This window comes from Serratia sp. DFXYC6, assembly GCF_057196085.1.
This window is the reverse complement of the sequence record NZ_JBXUNV010000001.1, coordinates 57175-75148: the sequence shown is the minus strand read 5'-3', so window position 1 is coordinate 75148 and position 17974 is coordinate 57175. Positions and strand designations below refer to the sequence as shown.

Below are 17974 nucleotides of genomic sequence, written 5' to 3'. Positions count from 1 at the left end.
GTGCCCGCCATTGCTAACGCTGGATCAGCGGTTGAACTTTATTATCGATAGCTTCCCGGGCGCGGAAAATACGCGAACGTACGGTTCCGACCGGGCAATCCATGATGGCGGCTATTTCTTCGTAGCTTAGACCATCCAACTCCCGTAGGGTAATCGCCATGCGAAGATCCTCAGGGAGAGACTCAATGGTACGGAAAACTATCTGTCTCAGCTCTTCTGACAACATTAAGTTCTCAGGGTTCGAAATTTCTTTCAGTGCGCCCGCACTTTCGTAATTTTCCGCATCGTTGGCGTCCACATCACTGGATGGCGGACGGCGCCCCTGAGCAACCAGATAATTCTTTGCCGTGTTCACGGCGATTCGATACAACCAGGTATAAAAAGCGCTGTCGCCACGGAACGATTCCAGTGCGCGATAGGCCTTGATAAACGACTCCTGCACCACATCGGGCACATCGCCCTGCGGCACATAGCGGGAAACGAGACTCGCCACTTTATGCTGATAGCGCACTACCAGTAGGTTAAACGACTTCTGGTCGCCCTTTTGGACCCGCTCGACCAGAACTTGATCCGTTAACTGCTCGCTCATCCGAGGTAAACTCTCCCCAAATCCGTCTCCACGCGTAAAATTGTACTGCCAGCCATACATTATTTTCCTGAGCAAGCACTCGCTTGGAGTTCATATAGAACACGAAGTTCCATATCGCCATTGTTTTTTCTGTTGATGTCACCCTATCCGTGGCTTTTGCCCGGACAGTTAGGCTAACATGAAATTCACTCTTCTTCTGCACACATCATACGTTATGCAACCATCATCTGAACATGTTAGCGATGTACTGATCGTCGGCAGCGGCGCTGCGGGCCTGTCACTGGCGCTGCGCCTGGCGCAGCATTGCAAGGTTACCGTTCTCAGCAAGGGGCCGCTCAGCGAGGGAGCCACCTTTTACGCCCAGGGCGGGATCGCCGCGGTGTTCGATGAGACGGACAGCATTGCCTCACACGTTGATGACACTTTGATTGCCGGTGCCGGCCTGTGCGACAAAGAGGCCGTCGAATTCATCGCCGGCAACGCGCGCCACTGCGTGCAATGGCTGATCGATCAGGGCGTGCTGTTCGACACCGAGGTCAACGCGCAGGGCGAGGAGCATTATCACCTCACGCGCGAAGGCGGCCACAGCCATCGCCGCATCCTGCACGCCGCAGACGCTACCGGTAAGGAAGTAGAGACCACGCTGGTAGGGAAAGCAAGCGCTCACCCCAATATTTGCGTGATGGAACGCCGCAACGCGGTTGACCTTATTACCTCGAACAAAATCGGCCTGCCGGGCACCCGCCGAGTGGTGGGCGCTTACGTCTGGAACCGCGAGCTGGAGCGGGTGGAAACCTTCCGCGCCAAAACGGTGGTGCTGGCCACCGGCGGCGCGGCCAAGGTATACCAATACACCACCAACCCGGACATCTCCTCCGGCGACGGCATCGCCATGGCCTGGCGCGCCGGCTGCCGGGTCGCCAACCTGGAGTTCAACCAGTTCCACCCGACCTGCCTGTTTCACCCGCAGGCGCGCAACTTCCTGCTGACCGAAGCGCTGCGCGGCGAAGGCGCCTACCTGAAACGCCCGGACGGCAGCCGCTTTATGCCGGATTTCGACCCGCGCGGCGAACTGGCCCCGCGCGATATCGTCGCCCGCGCCATCGACCATGAAATGAAGCGCCTGGGCGCCGACTGCATGTACCTGGACATCAGCCACAAGCCGGCGGCGTTCATCACCCAGCACTTCCCGATGATCCACGAAAAGCTGCTGACGCTGGGCTTCGATCTGACCCGGCAACCGATCCCTATCGTCCCGGCGGCGCACTACACCTGCGGCGGCGTGATGGTCGATCAGCACGGCCGCACCGATCTCGACGGGCTGTACGCCATCGGCGAGGTCAGCTACACCGGCCTGCACGGCGCCAATCGCATGGCGTCGAATTCGCTGCTGGAGTGCCTGGTTTACGGTTGGTCGGCGGCGGAAGACATTCTGCAGCGCCTGCCCTTCATCCGGCAGGCCAAACAGGTGCCGCACTGGGATGAAAGCCGGGTGGACGATGCGGACGAACGGGTGGTGATCCAGCACAACTGGCACGAGCTACGGCTGTTCATGTGGGATTACGTCGGCATCGTGCGCACCACCAAGCGCCTTGAGCGCGCCCTGCGCCGCATCAATACGCTGCAGGCGGAAATCGACGAGTACTACGCTCACTTCCGCATCTCCAACAACCTGCTGGAGCTGCGCAATCTGGTGCAGGTGGCCGAGCTTATCGTGCGCAGCGCCATGGCGCGCAAAGAGAGCCGCGGCCTGCACTACACGCTGGACTACCCGGATTTGCTGCCGGAAGCGCTGCCGACCATTTTGCAGCCTTAAACTCTGCGACAGGGCGCCTTATCGGCGCCCTTTTCTTTTTAGTAGAACAGGTAGAAGTCGGTGATCAACCGGCGGAAATCGTCGGTATAGCTGCCGTCGGCCTGTTTGATCGCCAGCGCCTGCTCCCGCAGCGGCGTTTCCTTACGCGTCAGCGCCAGCAACACCCGGTGCCGCGGCGTATCGGCCCGATCGCTGACGTTCACTTTCGCCGCCGTGTGCCAACCGCTTTGCTGCGCCAGGCGTTCGAATTCGGTGCCGATGTCGTGCGGCAGCACCACGCAGAACGTACCCTGTTCCGCCAGCAGCTGTACTGCACAGGCTAACAGCGCCTCGTGCGTCAGGGTTTCGGTGTAGCGCGCGTTGTGGCGCGCCCGATCGCGGCAGGCCACCGCCGGCTCAAAATAAGGCGGATTGCTGACGATCAGATCATACTCAGCGGCATGCTGCTGCGCATAATGATGAATATCCTGCGCATGCACGCGGATGCGCTGCGGCCACGGCGATTCCGCCGCGTTTTCGCGCGCCTGGCCGGCGGCGGCTTCGTCCAGTTCCACCGCGTCGACGGTCACCTCGTCGCCGCTGCGCTGCGCCAGCATCAGCGCGATCAGCCCGCTGCCGCTGCCGATGTCCAGCACCCGGCGCGCCTGCCCCAGCGGCGCCCAAGCGCCGAGCAACACCCCGTCGGTGCCCACTTTCATGGCGCAACGATCGTGGGCGACAAAGAATTGTTTAAAGGTAAACCCCCCGCGGCGCGGGGTAAAATCGGCTTTCGATCGCTTGCTCACACTCACCACCTGGCTATAAAACTGGCGTAGCATAAGGCAATCTGATCGGCGGGAAAAGAGCGGCTTTCCGCTTAAATAGGTGAAGATCGCGGCCAACCCGTCTATAATCGGCGCCCCAAGTAGAGGTAGACCATGACAGCAACCACTTTTTCCGAACTCGAACTCGATGATCGCCTGATCGACGCGCTGCGCGACAAAGGCTACGATCGCCCCACTGCCATTCAGGCCGCTGCGATCCCGCCGGCGATGGACGGGCGCGACGTCTTAGGTTCGGCTCCGACCGGCACCGGCAAAACCGCCGCCTTCCTGCTGCCCGTGTTGCAGCACCTGCTGGACTTTCCACGCAAGAAATCCGGCCCGCCGCGCGTGCTGATCCTGACGCCAACGCGTGAACTGGCGATACAGGTCGCCGACCAGGCGCGTGAATTGGCTGCTCATACCTCGCTGGATATCGCCACCATCACCGGCGGCGTCGCTTACATGAACCACGCGGAAGTGTTCAGCGAAAACCAGGACGTGGTGGTCGCCACCACCGGCCGTTTGCTGCAATACATTAAAGAAGAGAACTTCGACTGCCGCGCGGTGGAAACCCTGATCCTCGACGAAGCCGACCGCATGCTCGACATGGGCTTCGCGCAGGACATCGAAACCATCTCCGCCGAAACCCGCTGGCGCAACCAAACGCTGCTGTTCTCCGCCACGCTGGAAGGCGAAGCGATCCGCGAATTCGCCGAGCGCATCCTGAAAGAGCCGGTGGAAGTGGAAGCCGACCCGTCGCGCCGCGAACGCAAAAAGATCCTGCAGTGGTACTACCGCGCCGATGACGTGCAGCACAAAACCGCGCTGCTGATCCACCTGCTGAAACAGCCGGACGTGCAAAAATCGGTGATCTTCGTGCGCAAGCGCGAGCGCGTGCACGAACTGGCCACCTGGCTGCGCGAAGCGGGCATCAACACCTGCTATCTCGAAGGCGAAATGGTGCAGGCCAAACGCAACGAAGCGGTCAAACGCATGATGGATGGCCGGGTTAACGTGCTGGTGGCCACCGACGTTGCCGCGCGCGGCCTGGATATCCTCGATATCACCCACGTATTCAACTTCGACATGCCGCGCACGGCGGATACCTACCTGCACCGTATCGGCCGTACCGGCCGCGCCGGGCGCAAAGGCACCGCCATTTCGCTGGTGGAAGCGCACGATCATCTGCTGCTGGGCAAAGTGGGCCGTTACCTGAACGAACCGCTGAAAGCGCGCGTGATCGACGAACTGCGGCCGAAAACCAAGGTGCCAAACGAGAAGAGCAACGGTAAACCGTCGAAGAAAGTGCTGGCAAAACGCGCGGAAGAAAAAGCGAAAAGCAAAGAAAAAGCCAACAAGGTGAAAGTGCGCCATCGCGACGCCAAAAACGTCGGCAAACGCCGTCAGGCGAAGGCCAAACCGGCCGGCGACGCGCAATAACCGCCACTGTTCAAGAAAAAACCGCCTTTACAGGCGGTTTTTTTATGGGCGTTTACTGCTGCGCGTAATGCGTGGCCAGGCGGTGCCCCTGCAGCCATTTATCCAGCTCGCGGAACTGCGCCTTCAGCTCATCATTCTGCAAATGCGCCGGCGTTTGCGAGAAATAAAACTGGAACGCAAAACCCTGCTGATTGCGCGCCCGGGCATCGGCCCCGGCCTGCAACAGCAACAGCGCCAGATGCGGCGCATTAATCTTCGCCGCCAGATGCAGCGGGGTATCCCCCAGCCGATCGCTCAGGGTGGTGTCCGCCCCGGCCGCCAGCAGCAGCCGCAGCTGCTCCTCACGCCCGGCCAGCACCGCCGCCGCAAGCGGTGTGGCGCCGGTAACAGCATTGCGCACGTTCACCTGCTTAACCTTGGCCAGCAGCAACCGCAGGTACTGCGCATCGTGCAATATCGCTGCGGTGTGCAGCGCACTGTTGCCGTCCAGCCCCGCCGCCGCCGCATCGGCGCCGAGATCCAGCAACGCCTGCACGCTGGCCGGCTGCTGAGAAAGCACCGCCCACTGCAACAGCGTGACCTGCCGATCGCCCCGTTCGCGCAAACGATCCTGCGTAGCCTGCGCATGGATACCCTGCGTATCGCCGCGCGCCACCGCCTGAGCCAGCGCCAGATTGCTGCAGCCGTCAAACGGTGAAATCTCCTGCCCCATCTGTTGCTCCTTAGCCATCATCAGTAAACCGGTCACCGCGACCAGCGCCAGTAAGGCTATCGCCAGCGCCCGCCGCAAGCGACGCCCTTCAGGCATTGGCCTTCGCCTCCCACGGCTTTTGTTCCGCCATCGAGCTTATCACCTTGTCGATGCCGTGCGCCGTCAGGCTGCGATCGAGATGTTTGCTCGGCCGCCAGTCATCGATACCGGTCAGGGTATCGCTGTTGGCCAGGGTGATGTTGTGGCCAATGGCGTCCGGGATCAGCGAAGTCGACTCCTGGGTGCTGGTCAGCATGTCATATTGCTCGCTGTAGCGACGGATGCCGCCGGCTTCGGCATCTTTCTTCGCCGCCGCCGGATCGATACCCAGGCGATTCAGGGTGTAATCCGACACCCCGGCCGCATTGAAGGTGACCGCGACGGTGCCGGTCGCCAGCGCCGCCGTGGCCGCCAGACCGCCGCCGAGCGAATGGCCGGCGATCACCAGCGCATCGCCGAAGGCCGCCTTGGCGCTTTTGGCGGCGGCAACCGCCTGATTGTACTGCACATCATCATAACCCGTCGCCTGCCGCACGTTGCTCAGCCAGTCGCGCCAGTCGTTGGTGCCGGCGAACGCCAACACATACTGCTTGTCGTTACTGTAAACCCCGGCCTGGAAACCGCTCCCCGCGTCGTGCAGGCTGGCGGGATCGATGCCGAAACCGAGCAGTGCGTTGTCGCTCAGACGGTTGAACCCGGCGGCGCCCTGGCCGTTCAGCGAGTAAACGTCCTTGGCCAACAGCGCCAACGCATAATCGCCCTCTTGCGATTGCTGCCCCCGGGTCACGCCCGGCGCAACCGCCGTCGGCGCCGCCGCGGAGATATCGCCGACCAGCGTATTCAACAGATTCTGCGCGTTCAGCGTATTCTGAGAAGGGGTGGCCACCGGCGCCGGATTTGCCGGCGCTGCCGCAGGCTGCGACGCCGTCGCCGTTTCGGCAGCGGCGCGAGGTGTAGGGATCGCGGCCACCGGGGATACTGCAGAGGTAAAACTTAAAGGCATACTCATGCCGACTCCTTGTCGATAGTCTTTTTATTCAGCACCTGAATAGGTGCTGACTTAGCTATCGGCAGGTCGGATGAGTTCTGTATAAGGAATGCTTATCTTTGTGCAGAATGTGATCCGCATTCCGTTTTCGGCCGCCAAACACAAAAAAGGGAGCCGAAGCTCCCTCATTACTACGATTGCGCCGCCGATTACAGACTTTCGGTAAAGGTGCGGGCGATAACGTCGCGCTGCTGTTCCGGCGTCAGGGAATTGAAACGCACCGCATAGCCGGACACGCGGATGGTCAGCTGCGGGTATTTTTCCGGATGCTTGACCGCGTCTTCCAGTGTTTCACGGCGCAGCACGTTGACGTTCAGGTGCTGACCGCCTTCCACACGCACGGTCGGCTGCATTTCCAACGGCACTTCACGGTATTCGATCTGACCCAGGTCGCTCACCGCGACAACCTGATCTTCCGCGTAGTTAGCCTTGGCGCACACGCAGCGGGCTTCCGCTTTTTCATCGTCCAGCAGCCAGAAAGAATTCACCAGCGCCTGGTCGTTCGCTTTGGTAATTTGAATACCGGTAATCATTATGATGCCTCCGTACAAGGGCGTAAAAATTCACATCGTGAGAAAACCCAATTCTGGTTTCGGCCATTTGGTAAAACCATTGTTGTCTTGTTGTTCTGTATACCAGCCTGACCGGGCCAGTTCTTTGATTAAAGTCAATTTTTACCGGGTAGGCACAAGGCATGAAGGGGCAAATTTATGTTTTATATCAATTTTCCCGTCGCGCTAAAAAACAATTATTTTTGTAAATTTTCAAAAATAATTGCATTGCAAACGGCGGCGAGAAATGAAAAGCGGGTTTCGCTGCGCGGGCCGACACGGTAAGCTATAGCCCATGAATTGCTAAAGAAAACAAAGGAGAGCGTTTATGGCCACCTCCCTCACCTGGCATGACGTGATCGGCAAAGAGAAAGAGCAGCCCTATTTTGTTGAAACGCTCGCCTTTGTTGCCGCTGAGCGCCAGGCCGGTAAGACCATTTATCCACCGCAGAAAGACGTGTTCAACGCGTTCCGCTTTACCGAGCTGGCGGACGTCAAAGTCGTCATCCTCGGCCAGGATCCGTATCACGGGCCCAATCAGGCGCACGGTCTCTCTTTCTCGGTGCGCCCCGGCGTGCCGGCGCCGCCGTCGCTGGTGAATATGTATAAAGAGCTGGCAACCGACATTCCCGGTTTCGAACGCCCGGATCACGGCTACCTGCAAAGCTGGGCCGAACAGGGGGTGCTGCTGCTCAACACCGTGCTAACGGTGGAAGGCGGCCGCGCGCACTCGCACGCCAATTTGGGCTGGGAAACCTTTACCGATAAAGTGATCGCCGCCCTGAACGAGAACCGCGAAGGCGTGGTGTTCCTGCTGTGGGGCTCGCACGCGCAGAAGAAAGGCAACTTTATCGACCGCAACCGCCACCATGTGCTGAAAGCGCCACACCCATCGCCGCTTTCCGCCCACCGCGGTTTCCTCGGCTGCCGCCACTTCTCGCAGGCCAATCAGCTGCTGGAGCAGCAAGGGCTCACGCCGATCGACTGGATGCCGCGCCTGCCACAGGCGTAGCCCAGAGACAAAAAAGGCACCCTTGGGTGCCTTTCTTTATATCGTTGCCGGGGCGATTACGCCTTGGCCTTGGAGACCGCGACCATCGCCGGGCGCAGCAGGCGGCCGTTCAGCGTATAGCCTTTCTGCATCACCATCATCACGTGGTTCGGCTGGTGATCGGCGGATTCCATCATGCTCATCGCCTGATGCACTTCCGGGTTGAACGGCACGTTGACGTCGCCGACGATTTCGATGCCATACTTGCGCACCACGTCCAGCAGCGATTTCAGCGTCAGCTCGATGCCTTCAATCATCGCGGCCAGTTCCGGATTGTTTTTATCCGCCAGATCCAGCGCGCGCTCCAGGTTGTCGATCACCGGCAGCAGATCGCCAGAGAATTTCTCCAGGGCGAATTTGTGCGCTTTCTCAACATCCAGTTCGGCGCGGCGACGGATGTTTTCCGCTTCCGCTTTGGCGCGCAGCAGGCTGTCGCGCTCGTGCTGCTGAGCTTCCGCCAGTTGGGCTTCCAGTTCGGCGATACGCGCATCGCGCAGATCGACGCCTTCCGCCGCTTCCGGCAGCGTATCCTCGTGATGAGCGTGTTGTTCCATTTCTTCCGAGACTTGCTCGTTTGGCGTCTTCTGTTCTTTACTACTCATGAATATCTCCGCGTTTTAGCATTAATCTCGCAACTTGGCTTATTATGGGGATCAAAACCGGGGTTTCAAGTCAACCGGTCACAATGTGGGGCATAAACGGATCCCGGTGAGGAAAATCACAGCAAATGAATAAAAAATTCACCTGTATTGGCATTGTTGGCCACCCGCGTCACCCTTCAGCGCTGGCAACCCACGAGATGCTGTTCCACTGGCTGGTCGCCCGCGGCTATTCGGTGATGGTCGAACGCCAAATCGCCCATGATTTGGGGCTGAAAGACGCCGTGACCGGCAGCCTGGCGGATATCGGCCAGCGGGCCGACCTGGCGGTGGTGGTCGGCGGCGACGGTAACATGCTCGGCGCCGCGCGCGTGCTGGCGCGCTACGACATCAAGGTGATCGGAGTCAACCGCGGCAACCTCGGCTTCCTCACCGATCTCGATCCCGACAACGCCCTGCAGCAGCTGGCGGACGTGCTGGAAGGCGAGTACATTGACGAACAGCGTTTCCTGTTGGAAACCATCGTGCATAAAGAGCACCAGCAGTGCCGCATCAGCACCGCCATCAACGAAGTGGTGCTGCACCCCGGCAAAGTGGCGCACATGATCGAATTCGAGGTGTACATCGACGATCGCTTCGCCTTCTCGCAGCGCTCCGACGGCCTGATCATCGCCACCCCGACCGGCTCCACCGCCTACTCGCTCTCCGCCGGCGGGCCGATCCTCACCCCGTCGCTGGAGGCGATCGCGCTGGTGCCGATGTTCCCGCACACCCTTTCCGCCCGGCCGCTGGTGATCAACGGCGACAGCACCATCCGCCTGAAATTCTCGCAGATCGGCAGCGATCTGGAGATCAGCTGCGACAGCCAGATCGCGCTGCCGATCCAGGAAGGCGAAGAAGTGCTGATCCGCCGCAGCGATTTCCACCTGAATCTGATCCATCCGAAGGACTACAGCTATTTCAACACGTTAAGCACCAAGTTGGGCTGGTCGAAAAAATTGTTCTAAAATCTGCGCCGGCCACTTTACTGTATATAAAACCAGTTTATACTGTATGAAACTACAGTTATGTGTTTATACACAGGAAGGTTCCCATGCTGGCGCAATTAACCATCAGCAACTTTGCTATCGTTCGTGAGTTGGAAATCGATTTTCAACCGGGCATGACGGCGATCACCGGTGAAACCGGCGCCGGCAAATCCATCGCTATCGATGCGCTGGGGCTGTGCCTCGGCAACCGCGCCGACGGCAACGTGGTGCGCCTGGGAGCGGCCCGCGCCGACATCTGCGCCCGCTTCTCGCTGGCGGATACCCCGTCCGCGCGCGAATGGCTGGAGCAGAACCAGCTGGACGACAGCAACGAGTGCCTGCTGCGGCGGGTGATCAACGCCGACGGCCGTTCGCGCGGCTTTATCAACGGCACCGCCGTGCCGCTGTCGCAGCTGCGCGAGCTGGGGCAACGCCTGATTCAAATCCACGGTCAACACGCCCATCAGTTGCTGCTCAAGCCGGAGCACCAAAAAGCGCTGCTCGACGCCTACGCCGACGAACCCGCCCTGCTGGCGGCGATGAGCCAGGCCTACCAACGCTGGCACCAGAGCTGCCGCGAGCTGGCGCACCATCAGCAGCAGTCCATCGAGCGCGAAGCGCGCAAGCAGCTGCTGCAATACCAATTGAAAGAGCTGAACGAATTCGCGCCGCAGGCCGGCGAGTTCGAGCAGACCGACGCCGAGTACAAGCGCCTGGCCAACAGCGGCCAGCTGCTGACCCTCAGCCAGCAGACGCTGCAGCTGCTGGCCGACAGCGACGAGAACAACATGCTCAGCCATCTTTACAGCGCCAAACACCTGCTGCTTGAGCTGGCCGGGTTGGACGATAAGCTCAGCGGCCTGCTGGACATGCTGGAAGAGGCCTCTATCCAGATCAGCGAAGCCAGCGACGAGCTGCGCCATTACGCCGATCGCATGGATCTCGATCCCAACCGCCTGCACGAGCTGGAACAACGCCTGTCGCGCCAAATCAGCCTGGCGCGCAAACATCAGGTCGCGCCGGAGGAGCTGCCGCAGCTGCATCAGCAGTTGCTGGATGAACAGCAGCTGCTGTCTCAGCAGGAAAGCGACCATGAACACCTGAACGAGGCGGTCACCCTGCATCACCAGCAGGCGCTGGCGCTGGCGGAAGAGCTGCACCAGAAACGCCTGCACTACGCCGCCGAGCTGACCACGCTCATTACCGACAGCATGCAGGCGCTCTCCATGCCGCACGGCAAATTCAACATCGACGTGCGCTTCAAACCGCAGCATCTGAGCGCCGAAGGGGCCAGCCGTACCGAGTTCTGCGTCTCCACCAACCCGGGGCAACCGCTGCAACCGCTGGCGAAGGTCGCCTCCGGCGGCGAGCTGTCGCGCATCGCGCTGGCCATTCAGGTGATCACCGCCCGCAAGATGGAAACCCCGGCGCTGATCTTCGATGAGGTGGACGTGGGCATCAGCGGCCCGACCGCCGCCATCGTCGGCCGCCTGCTGCGCCAGCTCGGCGAATCCACCCAGGTGATGTGCGTCACCCACCTGCCGCAGGTGGCCGGATGCGGGCATCAGCACCTGTTCGTCAGCAAGCAGACCGACGGCACGGTTACCGAAACCCAGATGGCGCCGCTGGATAAACGCGCCCGGCTGCAGGAGCTGGCGCGCCTGCTCGGCGGCAGCGAAGTCACCCGCAATACGCTGGCCAACGCCAAAGAACTGCTGGCCGCATAAAAAAGCTCAACTTTTTCACTTTCCTGCGGTCTGACAGTGACGCTGTTGGCCCGAGAAATATCTAAAGTGCGGCGCGGCGGTGATCCAAAGCCATCTCAACGGCCTGAAAAAGGCCAAGCGCTTGAGGTGCTAAAGGAAAGCCAATGCGTCGCAACGTGAAAGATGAAGGGTATAAAGGTTTCCAACTGCCGCAAGGTCTATTATCATCGGCATCCTATGCCCTAAAGGAATGTGATTACTATGCGCTGTAAAACGCTGACTGCCGCCGCTGTAGTTCTTGTGATGCTGACTGCAGGCTGTTCTACTTTTGAAAAGGTGGTTTATCGTCCTGACATCAACCAGGGGAACTACCTGACGTCGACCGACGTGGCGAAAATCCAGAAAGGGATGACCCAACAACAGGTCGCTTACACATTGGGCACCCCAATGCTGCAAGACCCGTTCGGGACTCAGACGTGGTTCTATGTGTTCCGTCAGCAGCCTGGCCATGAAGACATAACCCAGCAGACGCTGACGCTGACCTTCGACAGCGCAGGCGTGTTGACCGATATCCAGAACAAACCGGCGCTGACCAAGTAATTGGTGCCGCCCGCTCTTCCGGCCCATGAGGGGGCATGATGTTCCTCATGACAGTCGCAGGCTGCAACGCGGAAGAAAAAGTCAGCTTCAGATAAAAAAATAAGGCGCTATAAGCGCCTTATTTTTTTGCCTTTTCTGCCCGTTGCCGGCGCAGCTCTTTCGGATCGGCTATCAAGGGCCGGTAGATCTCCACCCGGTCGCCGTCGTTCAGCGTATCGCCCAGCTTGGCCGGGCGGCTGTAGATGCCGATTTTGTTGCTCTTGAGATCGATATCCTGGCGCAGCTCCAGCAGGCCCGAAGCCTGGATCGCCTGCTCGACGCTGCTGCCCTCGGCCAGCTTCACCTTGCGCAGGTACTGCCGCTCCGGCAAGGCGTACACCACCTCGACCTGGATGTCAGACACTGTAGACCTCTTTCGCCCGCTGGGTGAATGCCTGCACCATGCTGCCCGCCAGCTCTTTGAACACCTTGCCGAACGCCAGCTCAATCAGTTTGTTGGTGAACTCGAAGTCCAGGTGCAGCTCCACCTTGCAGGCCTCTTCGCTCAGCGGTGTGAACTGCCAGCCGCCCATCAGCTTGCGGAACGGGCCATCAACCAGCTGCATATTGATGCTCTGGTTATCCAGCAGCGTATTGCGCGTGGTGAAGGTCTTGCTGATACCGGCCTTGGCGACGTCCACCGCGGCGGTCATCTCGTTGGAGGTAGCGTTAAGCACCCGGCTGCCGGTGCAGCCTGGCAGAAAATCGGGGTAAGAATGAACATCGTTAACCAACTGATACATCTGCTCGGCGCTGAACGGCACTAATGCAGACCGACTGATCTGGGGCATATCATTTCCTGTAAGACATAAAACGTACAGATAATACCATTTATCTGGCGGCAAACAAAAAATCTGCTCAGGGATGAGGGCACCAAAAATGCGAAAAATTGCGCAGGTGCTGAACGGGAAAGGATTTCTTTCGCTGAAGCATCCAGTATAATGAACGCACTATGACAAAGAAAAAAGCACACAAACCCGGTTCCGCCACCATTGCCCAAAACAAGCGCGCACGTTTCGAATACTTCATTGAAGAAGAGTTCGAGGCGGGCCTGTCGCTGCAAGGGTGGGAAGTTAAATCGCTGCGTGCAGGCAAAGCCAACCTCAGCGACAGCTACGTGACGTTCCGTGACGGTGAAGCCTACCTGTTTGGCGCCACCATCACCCCGCTCAACGTGGCTTCGTCGCATGTGGTGTGCGATCCGACGCGTACCCGTAAACTGCTGCTGAACCGGCGCGAGCTGGACACCCTGCTCGGCCGCGTCAACCGCGAAGGTTACACCGTGGTGGCCTTGTCTCTGTATTGGAAAAATGCCTGGAGCAAGATCAAGATCGGCGTAGCCAAAGGCAAGAAAGAGCACGACAAACGCGATGACATCAAAGATCGCGAATGGCAGACGGCGAAAGCCCGTATCATGAAGCACGCCAATCGTTAAGCCGCTGGCTTATCGAGGTAAACTTCTGGTATACTGCACAAAGTTACTTGGGGCTGATTCTGGATTCGACGGGATTTGCGAAGCCCTAGGAGCATGCCGAGGGGCGGTTGGCCTCGTAAAAAGCCGCAAAAAAATAGTCGCAAACGACGAAAACTACGCTTTAGCAGCTTAATACCCTGCTTAGAGCCCTCTCTCCCTAGCCTCCGCTCTTAGGACGGGGATCAAGAGAGGTCAAACCCAAAAGAGATCGCGTGGACGTCCTGCCTGGGGCCGAAGCGTTAAACTCAATCAGGCTAGTCTGTCAGTAGCGTGTCCATCCGCAGCTGGCCGGCGAATGTAAAGATTGGACTAAGCATGTAGTGCCGACGGTGTAGTAATTTCGGACGCGGGTTCAACTCCCGCCAGCTCCACCAAATACGTCGCCAGTGAACCAGATAGACCCGGCGATAATAGCGAAAAAGCCCACAACTTCGGTTGCGGGCTTTTTTGTTTTTGTATCTGTCCCAGGGCACCTAGTTAAGTTCAGAGAAGGAGGAAAAGCATTCTCAAATTGGTAAGACCTGCAAGCTTAGTGATGAAGATTAAGATGATAAGTAGTGAGCCCTTATTCCCCAGGGGCTAGCGAGATATCTGTTATTTCACAACAAACCGAATTCTGGGGTTACCCCATAGACTCTTTTTCTAAGGTTGATCCAACACGAGCAGCAACCAGACTCAAGTTGCGCGGTTTTTATGCCGAGCACGAAGCGATTAAGGCGGCATGAACTTAACCTAACACTCTTTCCTCATCTCTCTGATGACTTGACCAGTTGTTGCATAAGGATTACATTTCAATATTATATTTTCCTATATTGAGAGATATAGAATGATTCTCATCATAACCTCCAGCTTCGATAAAACCGTTGACTATATCGAAAAAAAACATAATGTTAAAAATTTATTTAGATTTAATATAAATGATTTTTCTAGCTATCAAGTAAGTTATGATAGCGATGGTTTTAAAATTGTTGACAGGAACTTTAAATCATTAAAAGAAAAAGACTGTACATCTATATACTATCGAAAGCCAACACCAGAAGATTTATTATCGTCCGGTATTGCAAAAGAGTATCACCCTCACATATACAGAGAGGTCTTCACTCTCATTGATGGAATTGTTGATTCCTTTGAAGGTATTTGTTTATCAAAACCATCAATTATTAGAAGGGCTGATAATAAAATTAGCCAAGCAAAATTGGCAAAGAAAATTGGATTCACTCTCCCTGAACTTGTGATAACAAATCACTTTCCATTTATTGAGCAAAAATTAACCCACCCTATAATTAAACCTCTGTCATCGGGAGTCGTAGAGACAAGTAGCCGAAAAGAGTTTGTGCAAACAAACCTTGTTGATAGAAAAAAAGAAACAACAAATTTAAAATACTCCCCCTCTTATTTTCAGGAGTATCAAGATAAAGATTTTGAAGTGCGAGTCACAATAGTTAAAAACTCATTCTTCCCTGTCAGAATAGACTCCAAAGATAAAATTGATTGGCGTAAGAGTGACAATCAAATTCTGTATTCCAACACTGACATCCCTGATGAAATCAAAGATAAGTGTCTCATGTTCATGCTGGCGTTCGGTATAGAGTATGGTTGTTTTGACTTTATTGTACATAATGAAACATGGTATTTTTTAGAAATGAATGCTAACGGCCAATGGGCTTGGCTAGATGCTGAGTTAAACATGAATATCTCTGGTGCAATATTGGAATATCTCAATCATGAATAAACTAAAAATAGTCTCAGCTAAGCTTTTAAATTTCTCCCTATTTCTACACGTGTCTGATGACGAAAACTACGACACTATTGAACAATGCAAAATAGATAGTGACACTCATTTTAGATTTAGCTTTTTGTACATCCCATTAGGGGATAAGTTATTATATTTTTTCACATTTAAAAGAGAAATCAAATCATCTAAGAGTAATTTATCATTCAAACTTATTCACGGAATTAAATTTGACGAAAAGCAAACCAGAGAAACTCAAAGTACTATTGAGAGTGCCGTAATAAAATATGAAGAGGACACATTAAAAAAAGTCACCAAACATAGACTTCGTCAGCAAGAAGAATTCATGAAGCTCAGGATTGCAGAGCGTGAGAACTCAATGTCTACAATGTACAATAAAATAAATTATCATATAAGCATCATGTTAGCCTTTTCAGCAGCACTTGTTTTTATTTACTCTAAAATACAAGAAATTGCCAGCATAGACTATCTATGGTGTTTAATATATTATCTTCTACTAATAAACTTTTTTGACACTTTAAGTTTGGGGATTTTTTTACGTAAGAGCATTCAAGTAAAAGGTTTCTATCGTTCTAGTTTTAAAGAGTTAAGAACATCAGAAAAGGATTATGCACTCGCTAAATCACTTTACAGGGATTGGTATGCTGGAAACAGTGACGCATCTTATTTTTCTGGCATGACAAGAAACTCAGAAAAACTTCTATTCAGAGTAATTCTGAATGGATTGATTATTTTACTATTTGTTCTACTTTTCACGGGAAAACATGATAAAATAAATAAAAACACACCATCCATTATACAATACTCTGACAATTACATATTATACAGACAAGGAAATACCAATGAAACCATATATCATGCTTTATAGTGAGTCCTTCGAAAAAATAGCAGCTCAGTCACTTACAACTGACTCTACAATAAGGACCTTCACTATTGAATCTAATGATAAAGACTACCTAAACTTTTCTTTATCCACTGAGATAACTAAAGTTAGCGAAGCACTCGATCATGATTCGATGACTTTATCAACTTATGAGACGAGAGTAATTGAAAATAGTGATAATGAACAAATTCATATGGGAACAATGTTAACAGAACGAACTGAAAACAACGATGATGATTACTTAACATTCGGAACTATTGTTACCAATGTTACAGAATCAAATGATAACGATTATATTTTACAGTAATCCATTCAACTACATAATAGACAAGCAGCTCCAGCGGCTTGTCTATTACCCTATAATTAAATATACATTCGAATTTGTAACGGATATTCAAGACCGCTACTGAAATACCTGGTAGAATGCTAGAATAGGCTTTATTTTTAGCGTTACCCCGAAAAATAATCATTACATCAAGTGCCTTTTTCGTATCTGTAACGCATTAAATTGTACAAAAAACATATAGCGGTTCTCAATGATGGCTCGAGCTTGTTGGATGAGCACTAATCCACTACAGAAGCCAATAATGTTGTAAATAGACCCACTTTAGTTCCACACACTTTTGAGCTCCTGACCAGATGATATTTTCTCATTTAGGGGAAGCCCCACGGCCCGGGCTCCCCCGGGCCGATGCAGGCTAGTGGTCCAGATAGAGGTAATGCAGCCAGCTGGTCATGCGCAGCAGCACTTTGCGCATCACGGAGACGTGCTCGAAGTGCCCGGTATAGACCGCCGCCTGGGCGCTCACGCCGTCGGGCAGATGATCCAGATCCGGGTTGGCTGCCAGATCGATCATTACGTACACCCCTTCCCGGCCCGGCGTGGCGCTCAGGCCCTGCAGTGCGCCACTGGCCTGGTAGCTGCCGTCCGGTATCGCCGGCAACACCCGGCTCACGGTGCCGCCATAAACCTGTCCCGGCAAGCCGTTGAACACCACTTCAGCCTGATCCCCCTGTGCCAAGCGCAGGATGGCGTTCTGGCGGAACACCGCCACCACCTGGCGCTTTTGCTGCGGGATAAAGATCATCACCGGTTTGAACGGCAGGCGAACCGCCGCCGTGCCCGGCCGTGCCAGCACCTGCGTGACATAGCCATCGCTCGGCGCACGCACCACCGTTTGTTCCAGGTTGTAACGCGCTTCGGCTATTTGCGATTTCAGGCTGGCTATCGTGGCGTCTTCGCCGTCATAGCGCCCGGACAACCGCGCCTGTTCCTGCTGGAACTGGGCTTTCGCCGCCTGCAGCGCGGCGGATTGCGCCTGGTACTGCTGCTGCGCATGGCTTACGTCCTGCTCCGAGAACGGGTTGACTGGCATCGCCGCCCCTTTCGCATAGCGCTGGTAGTCCTTGCGGGCACGCTCGTACTCCGCATTAGCCCGCTGCACGTTGGCGGCGGACTCGCTGAGCGCCGCCCGGTGCGTTCTGATCTCCGCCTCTGCCCCGGCCAGATCCGCCTCCAGCCTGGTGAGCCGCGCGCGGTAGCGGCTGTCGTCGAGCCGGAACAGCACCTCGCCTTTGCGCAGCAGCACGTTGGTTTTCTCCGTCACCTCAACGATCATGCCCGAGACCTGCGGCACCATCGGCACAGAAACGGCAATTTTCTGCGCCCGATCGCTGTACGGATGGTTGTAGTTCATCGTCAGAATCAACGCGCCGACGATAACGATCCCGCCGAGCACGGCGGTCGGCACGGTCCATTTATTAACCGGAATGCGGAACAGTTTAAATACGCCGTAGCTCAGCGCCACGTAGCTGAGAATAATGAGCAAATCCATAGGCTACG

Annotated in this window: 19 protein-coding genes and 1 other RNA gene; 11 read left to right on the top strand and 9 right to left on the bottom strand. The window is 55.6% G+C overall.

What is annotated here, in order from left to right; genetic code table 11:
* Positions 1–13: 13 nt before the first annotated feature.
* The gene (rpoE, locus tag AC2CGQ_RS00415; protein ID WP_004929136.1) at positions 14–589 is read right to left on the bottom strand and encodes an RNA polymerase sigma factor RpoE; all 576 of its coding nucleotides are present in this window, start codon (positions 587–589) and stop codon (positions 14–16) included.
* 214 nt (positions 590–803) lie between these two features.
* Between rpoE and nadB the strand changes: the two genes are divergently transcribed.
* Positions 804–2405, top strand: a complete 1602-nt coding sequence (gene nadB / locus AC2CGQ_RS00410) for an L-aspartate oxidase (RefSeq protein ID WP_172574894.1) — start codon at positions 804–806, stop codon at positions 2403–2405.
* Positions 2406–2443: 38 nt separating this feature from the next.
* Here nadB and trmN read toward each other — a convergent pair whose 3' ends face one another.
* Positions 2444–3223, bottom strand: a complete 780-nt coding sequence (gene trmN, locus AC2CGQ_RS00405) for a tRNA(1)(Val) (adenine(37)-N(6))-methyltransferase TrmN (RefSeq protein WP_484593383.1) — start codon at positions 3221–3223, stop codon at positions 2444–2446.
* 99 nt (positions 3224–3322) lie between these two features.
* Between trmN and srmB the strand changes: the two genes are divergently transcribed.
* On the top strand, positions 3323–4648 hold the full coding sequence (srmB, locus tag AC2CGQ_RS00400; RefSeq protein ID WP_484593382.1) for an ATP-dependent RNA helicase SrmB: 1326 nt from the start codon (positions 3323–3325) through the stop codon (positions 4646–4648).
* A gap of 52 nt (positions 4649–4700) precedes the next feature.
* Here the strand turns inward: srmB and AC2CGQ_RS00395 are convergent, their stop codons facing one another.
* The 3 genes from AC2CGQ_RS00395 to grcA form a co-directional block, all read right to left on the bottom strand.
* Entirely contained in the window at positions 4701–5456 is a 756-nt protein-coding gene (locus tag AC2CGQ_RS00395) for an ankyrin repeat domain-containing protein (protein WP_099032724.1), read from the bottom strand.
* Complete coding sequence (locus AC2CGQ_RS00390) at positions 5449–6408, bottom strand: Tle-like phospholipase domain-containing protein (protein ID WP_484593381.1); 960 nt, start codon at positions 6406–6408, stop codon at positions 5449–5451. The genes AC2CGQ_RS00395 and AC2CGQ_RS00390 overlap by 8 nt, the downstream gene beginning before the upstream one ends.
* 188 nt (positions 6409–6596) lie before the next feature.
* Positions 6597–6980, bottom strand: a complete 384-nt coding sequence (gene grcA / locus AC2CGQ_RS00385; RefSeq protein WP_004929114.1) for an autonomous glycyl radical cofactor GrcA — start codon at positions 6978–6980, stop codon at positions 6597–6599.
* Positions 6981–7326: 346 nt separating this feature from the next.
* Between grcA and ung the strand changes: the two genes are divergently transcribed.
* Positions 7327–8010, top strand: coding sequence for a uracil-DNA glycosylase (gene ung / locus AC2CGQ_RS00380; protein ID WP_004929112.1), 684 nt, complete (start codon positions 7327–7329; stop codon positions 8008–8010).
* 56 nt (positions 8011–8066) lie between these two features.
* Here ung and grpE read toward each other — a convergent pair whose 3' ends face one another.
* Entirely contained in the window at positions 8067–8651 is a 585-nt protein-coding gene (grpE, locus tag AC2CGQ_RS00375) for a nucleotide exchange factor GrpE (protein ID WP_025159545.1), read from the bottom strand.
* Between the two features lie 125 nt (positions 8652–8776).
* Here grpE and nadK point away from each other — a divergent pair, with 125 nt between their 5' ends.
* From nadK to bamE, 3 genes are all read left to right on the top strand, one after another.
* Positions 8777–9655, top strand: coding sequence for an NAD(+) kinase (gene nadK, locus AC2CGQ_RS00370; RefSeq protein ID WP_015378817.1), 879 nt, complete (start codon positions 8777–8779; stop codon positions 9653–9655).
* Positions 9656–9741: 86 nt separating this feature from the next.
* Complete coding sequence (recN, locus tag AC2CGQ_RS00365) at positions 9742–11403, top strand: DNA repair protein RecN (RefSeq protein ID WP_484593380.1); 1662 nt, start codon at positions 9742–9744, stop codon at positions 11401–11403.
* A 240-nt stretch (positions 11404–11643) separates the two neighbouring features.
* Positions 11644–11982, top strand: a complete 339-nt coding sequence (gene bamE, locus AC2CGQ_RS00360) for an outer membrane protein assembly factor BamE (protein WP_004929101.1) — start codon at positions 11644–11646, stop codon at positions 11980–11982.
* 118 nt (positions 11983–12100) lie between these two features.
* On the opposite strand, the gene AC2CGQ_RS00355 is transcribed toward bamE, so the two are convergent.
* Both AC2CGQ_RS00355 and AC2CGQ_RS00350 read right to left on the bottom strand, forming a co-directional pair.
* The gene (locus AC2CGQ_RS00355; protein ID WP_004929098.1) at positions 12101–12385 is read right to left on the bottom strand and encodes an RnfH family protein; all 285 of its coding nucleotides are present in this window, start codon (positions 12383–12385) and stop codon (positions 12101–12103) included.
* A complete protein-coding gene (locus AC2CGQ_RS00350; RefSeq protein ID WP_004929096.1) occupies positions 12378–12812 on the bottom strand; it encodes a type II toxin-antitoxin system RatA family toxin in 435 nt (144 codons plus the stop codon). The genes AC2CGQ_RS00355 and AC2CGQ_RS00350 overlap by 8 nt, the downstream gene beginning before the upstream one ends.
* Positions 12813–12973: 161 nt before the next feature.
* Between AC2CGQ_RS00350 and smpB the strand changes: the two genes are divergently transcribed.
* The 5 genes from smpB (at position 12974) to AC2CGQ_RS00325 (ending at position 16438) form a co-directional block, all read left to right on the top strand.
* Entirely contained in the window at positions 12974–13456 is a 483-nt protein-coding gene (gene smpB, locus AC2CGQ_RS00345) for an SsrA-binding protein SmpB (RefSeq protein WP_004929094.1), read from the top strand.
* A 49-nt stretch (positions 13457–13505) separates the two neighbouring features.
* Positions 13506–13869, top strand: a transfer-messenger RNA (tmRNA) gene (gene ssrA / locus AC2CGQ_RS00340).
* 452 nt (positions 13870–14321) lie between these two features.
* On the top strand, positions 14322–15227 hold the full coding sequence (locus AC2CGQ_RS00335) for an MvdC/MvdD family ATP grasp protein (RefSeq protein WP_085337242.1): 906 nt from the start codon (positions 14322–14324) through the stop codon (positions 15225–15227).
* The gene (locus AC2CGQ_RS00330) at positions 15220–16116 is read left to right on the top strand and encodes a hypothetical protein (protein WP_484593379.1); all 897 of its coding nucleotides are present in this window, start codon (positions 15220–15222) and stop codon (positions 16114–16116) included. Before AC2CGQ_RS00335 ends, AC2CGQ_RS00330 begins: the two co-directional genes overlap by 8 nt.
* Complete coding sequence (locus AC2CGQ_RS00325; RefSeq protein WP_484593378.1) at positions 16091–16438, top strand: hypothetical protein; 348 nt, start codon at positions 16091–16093, stop codon at positions 16436–16438. The genes AC2CGQ_RS00330 and AC2CGQ_RS00325 overlap by 26 nt, the downstream gene beginning before the upstream one ends.
* 391 nt (positions 16439–16829) lie before the next feature.
* Here the strand turns inward: AC2CGQ_RS00325 and AC2CGQ_RS00320 are convergent, their stop codons facing one another.
* Entirely contained in the window at positions 16830–17966 is a 1137-nt protein-coding gene (locus AC2CGQ_RS00320; RefSeq protein WP_484593377.1) for an HlyD family secretion protein, read from the bottom strand.
* Positions 17967–17974: the final 8 nt, after the last annotated feature.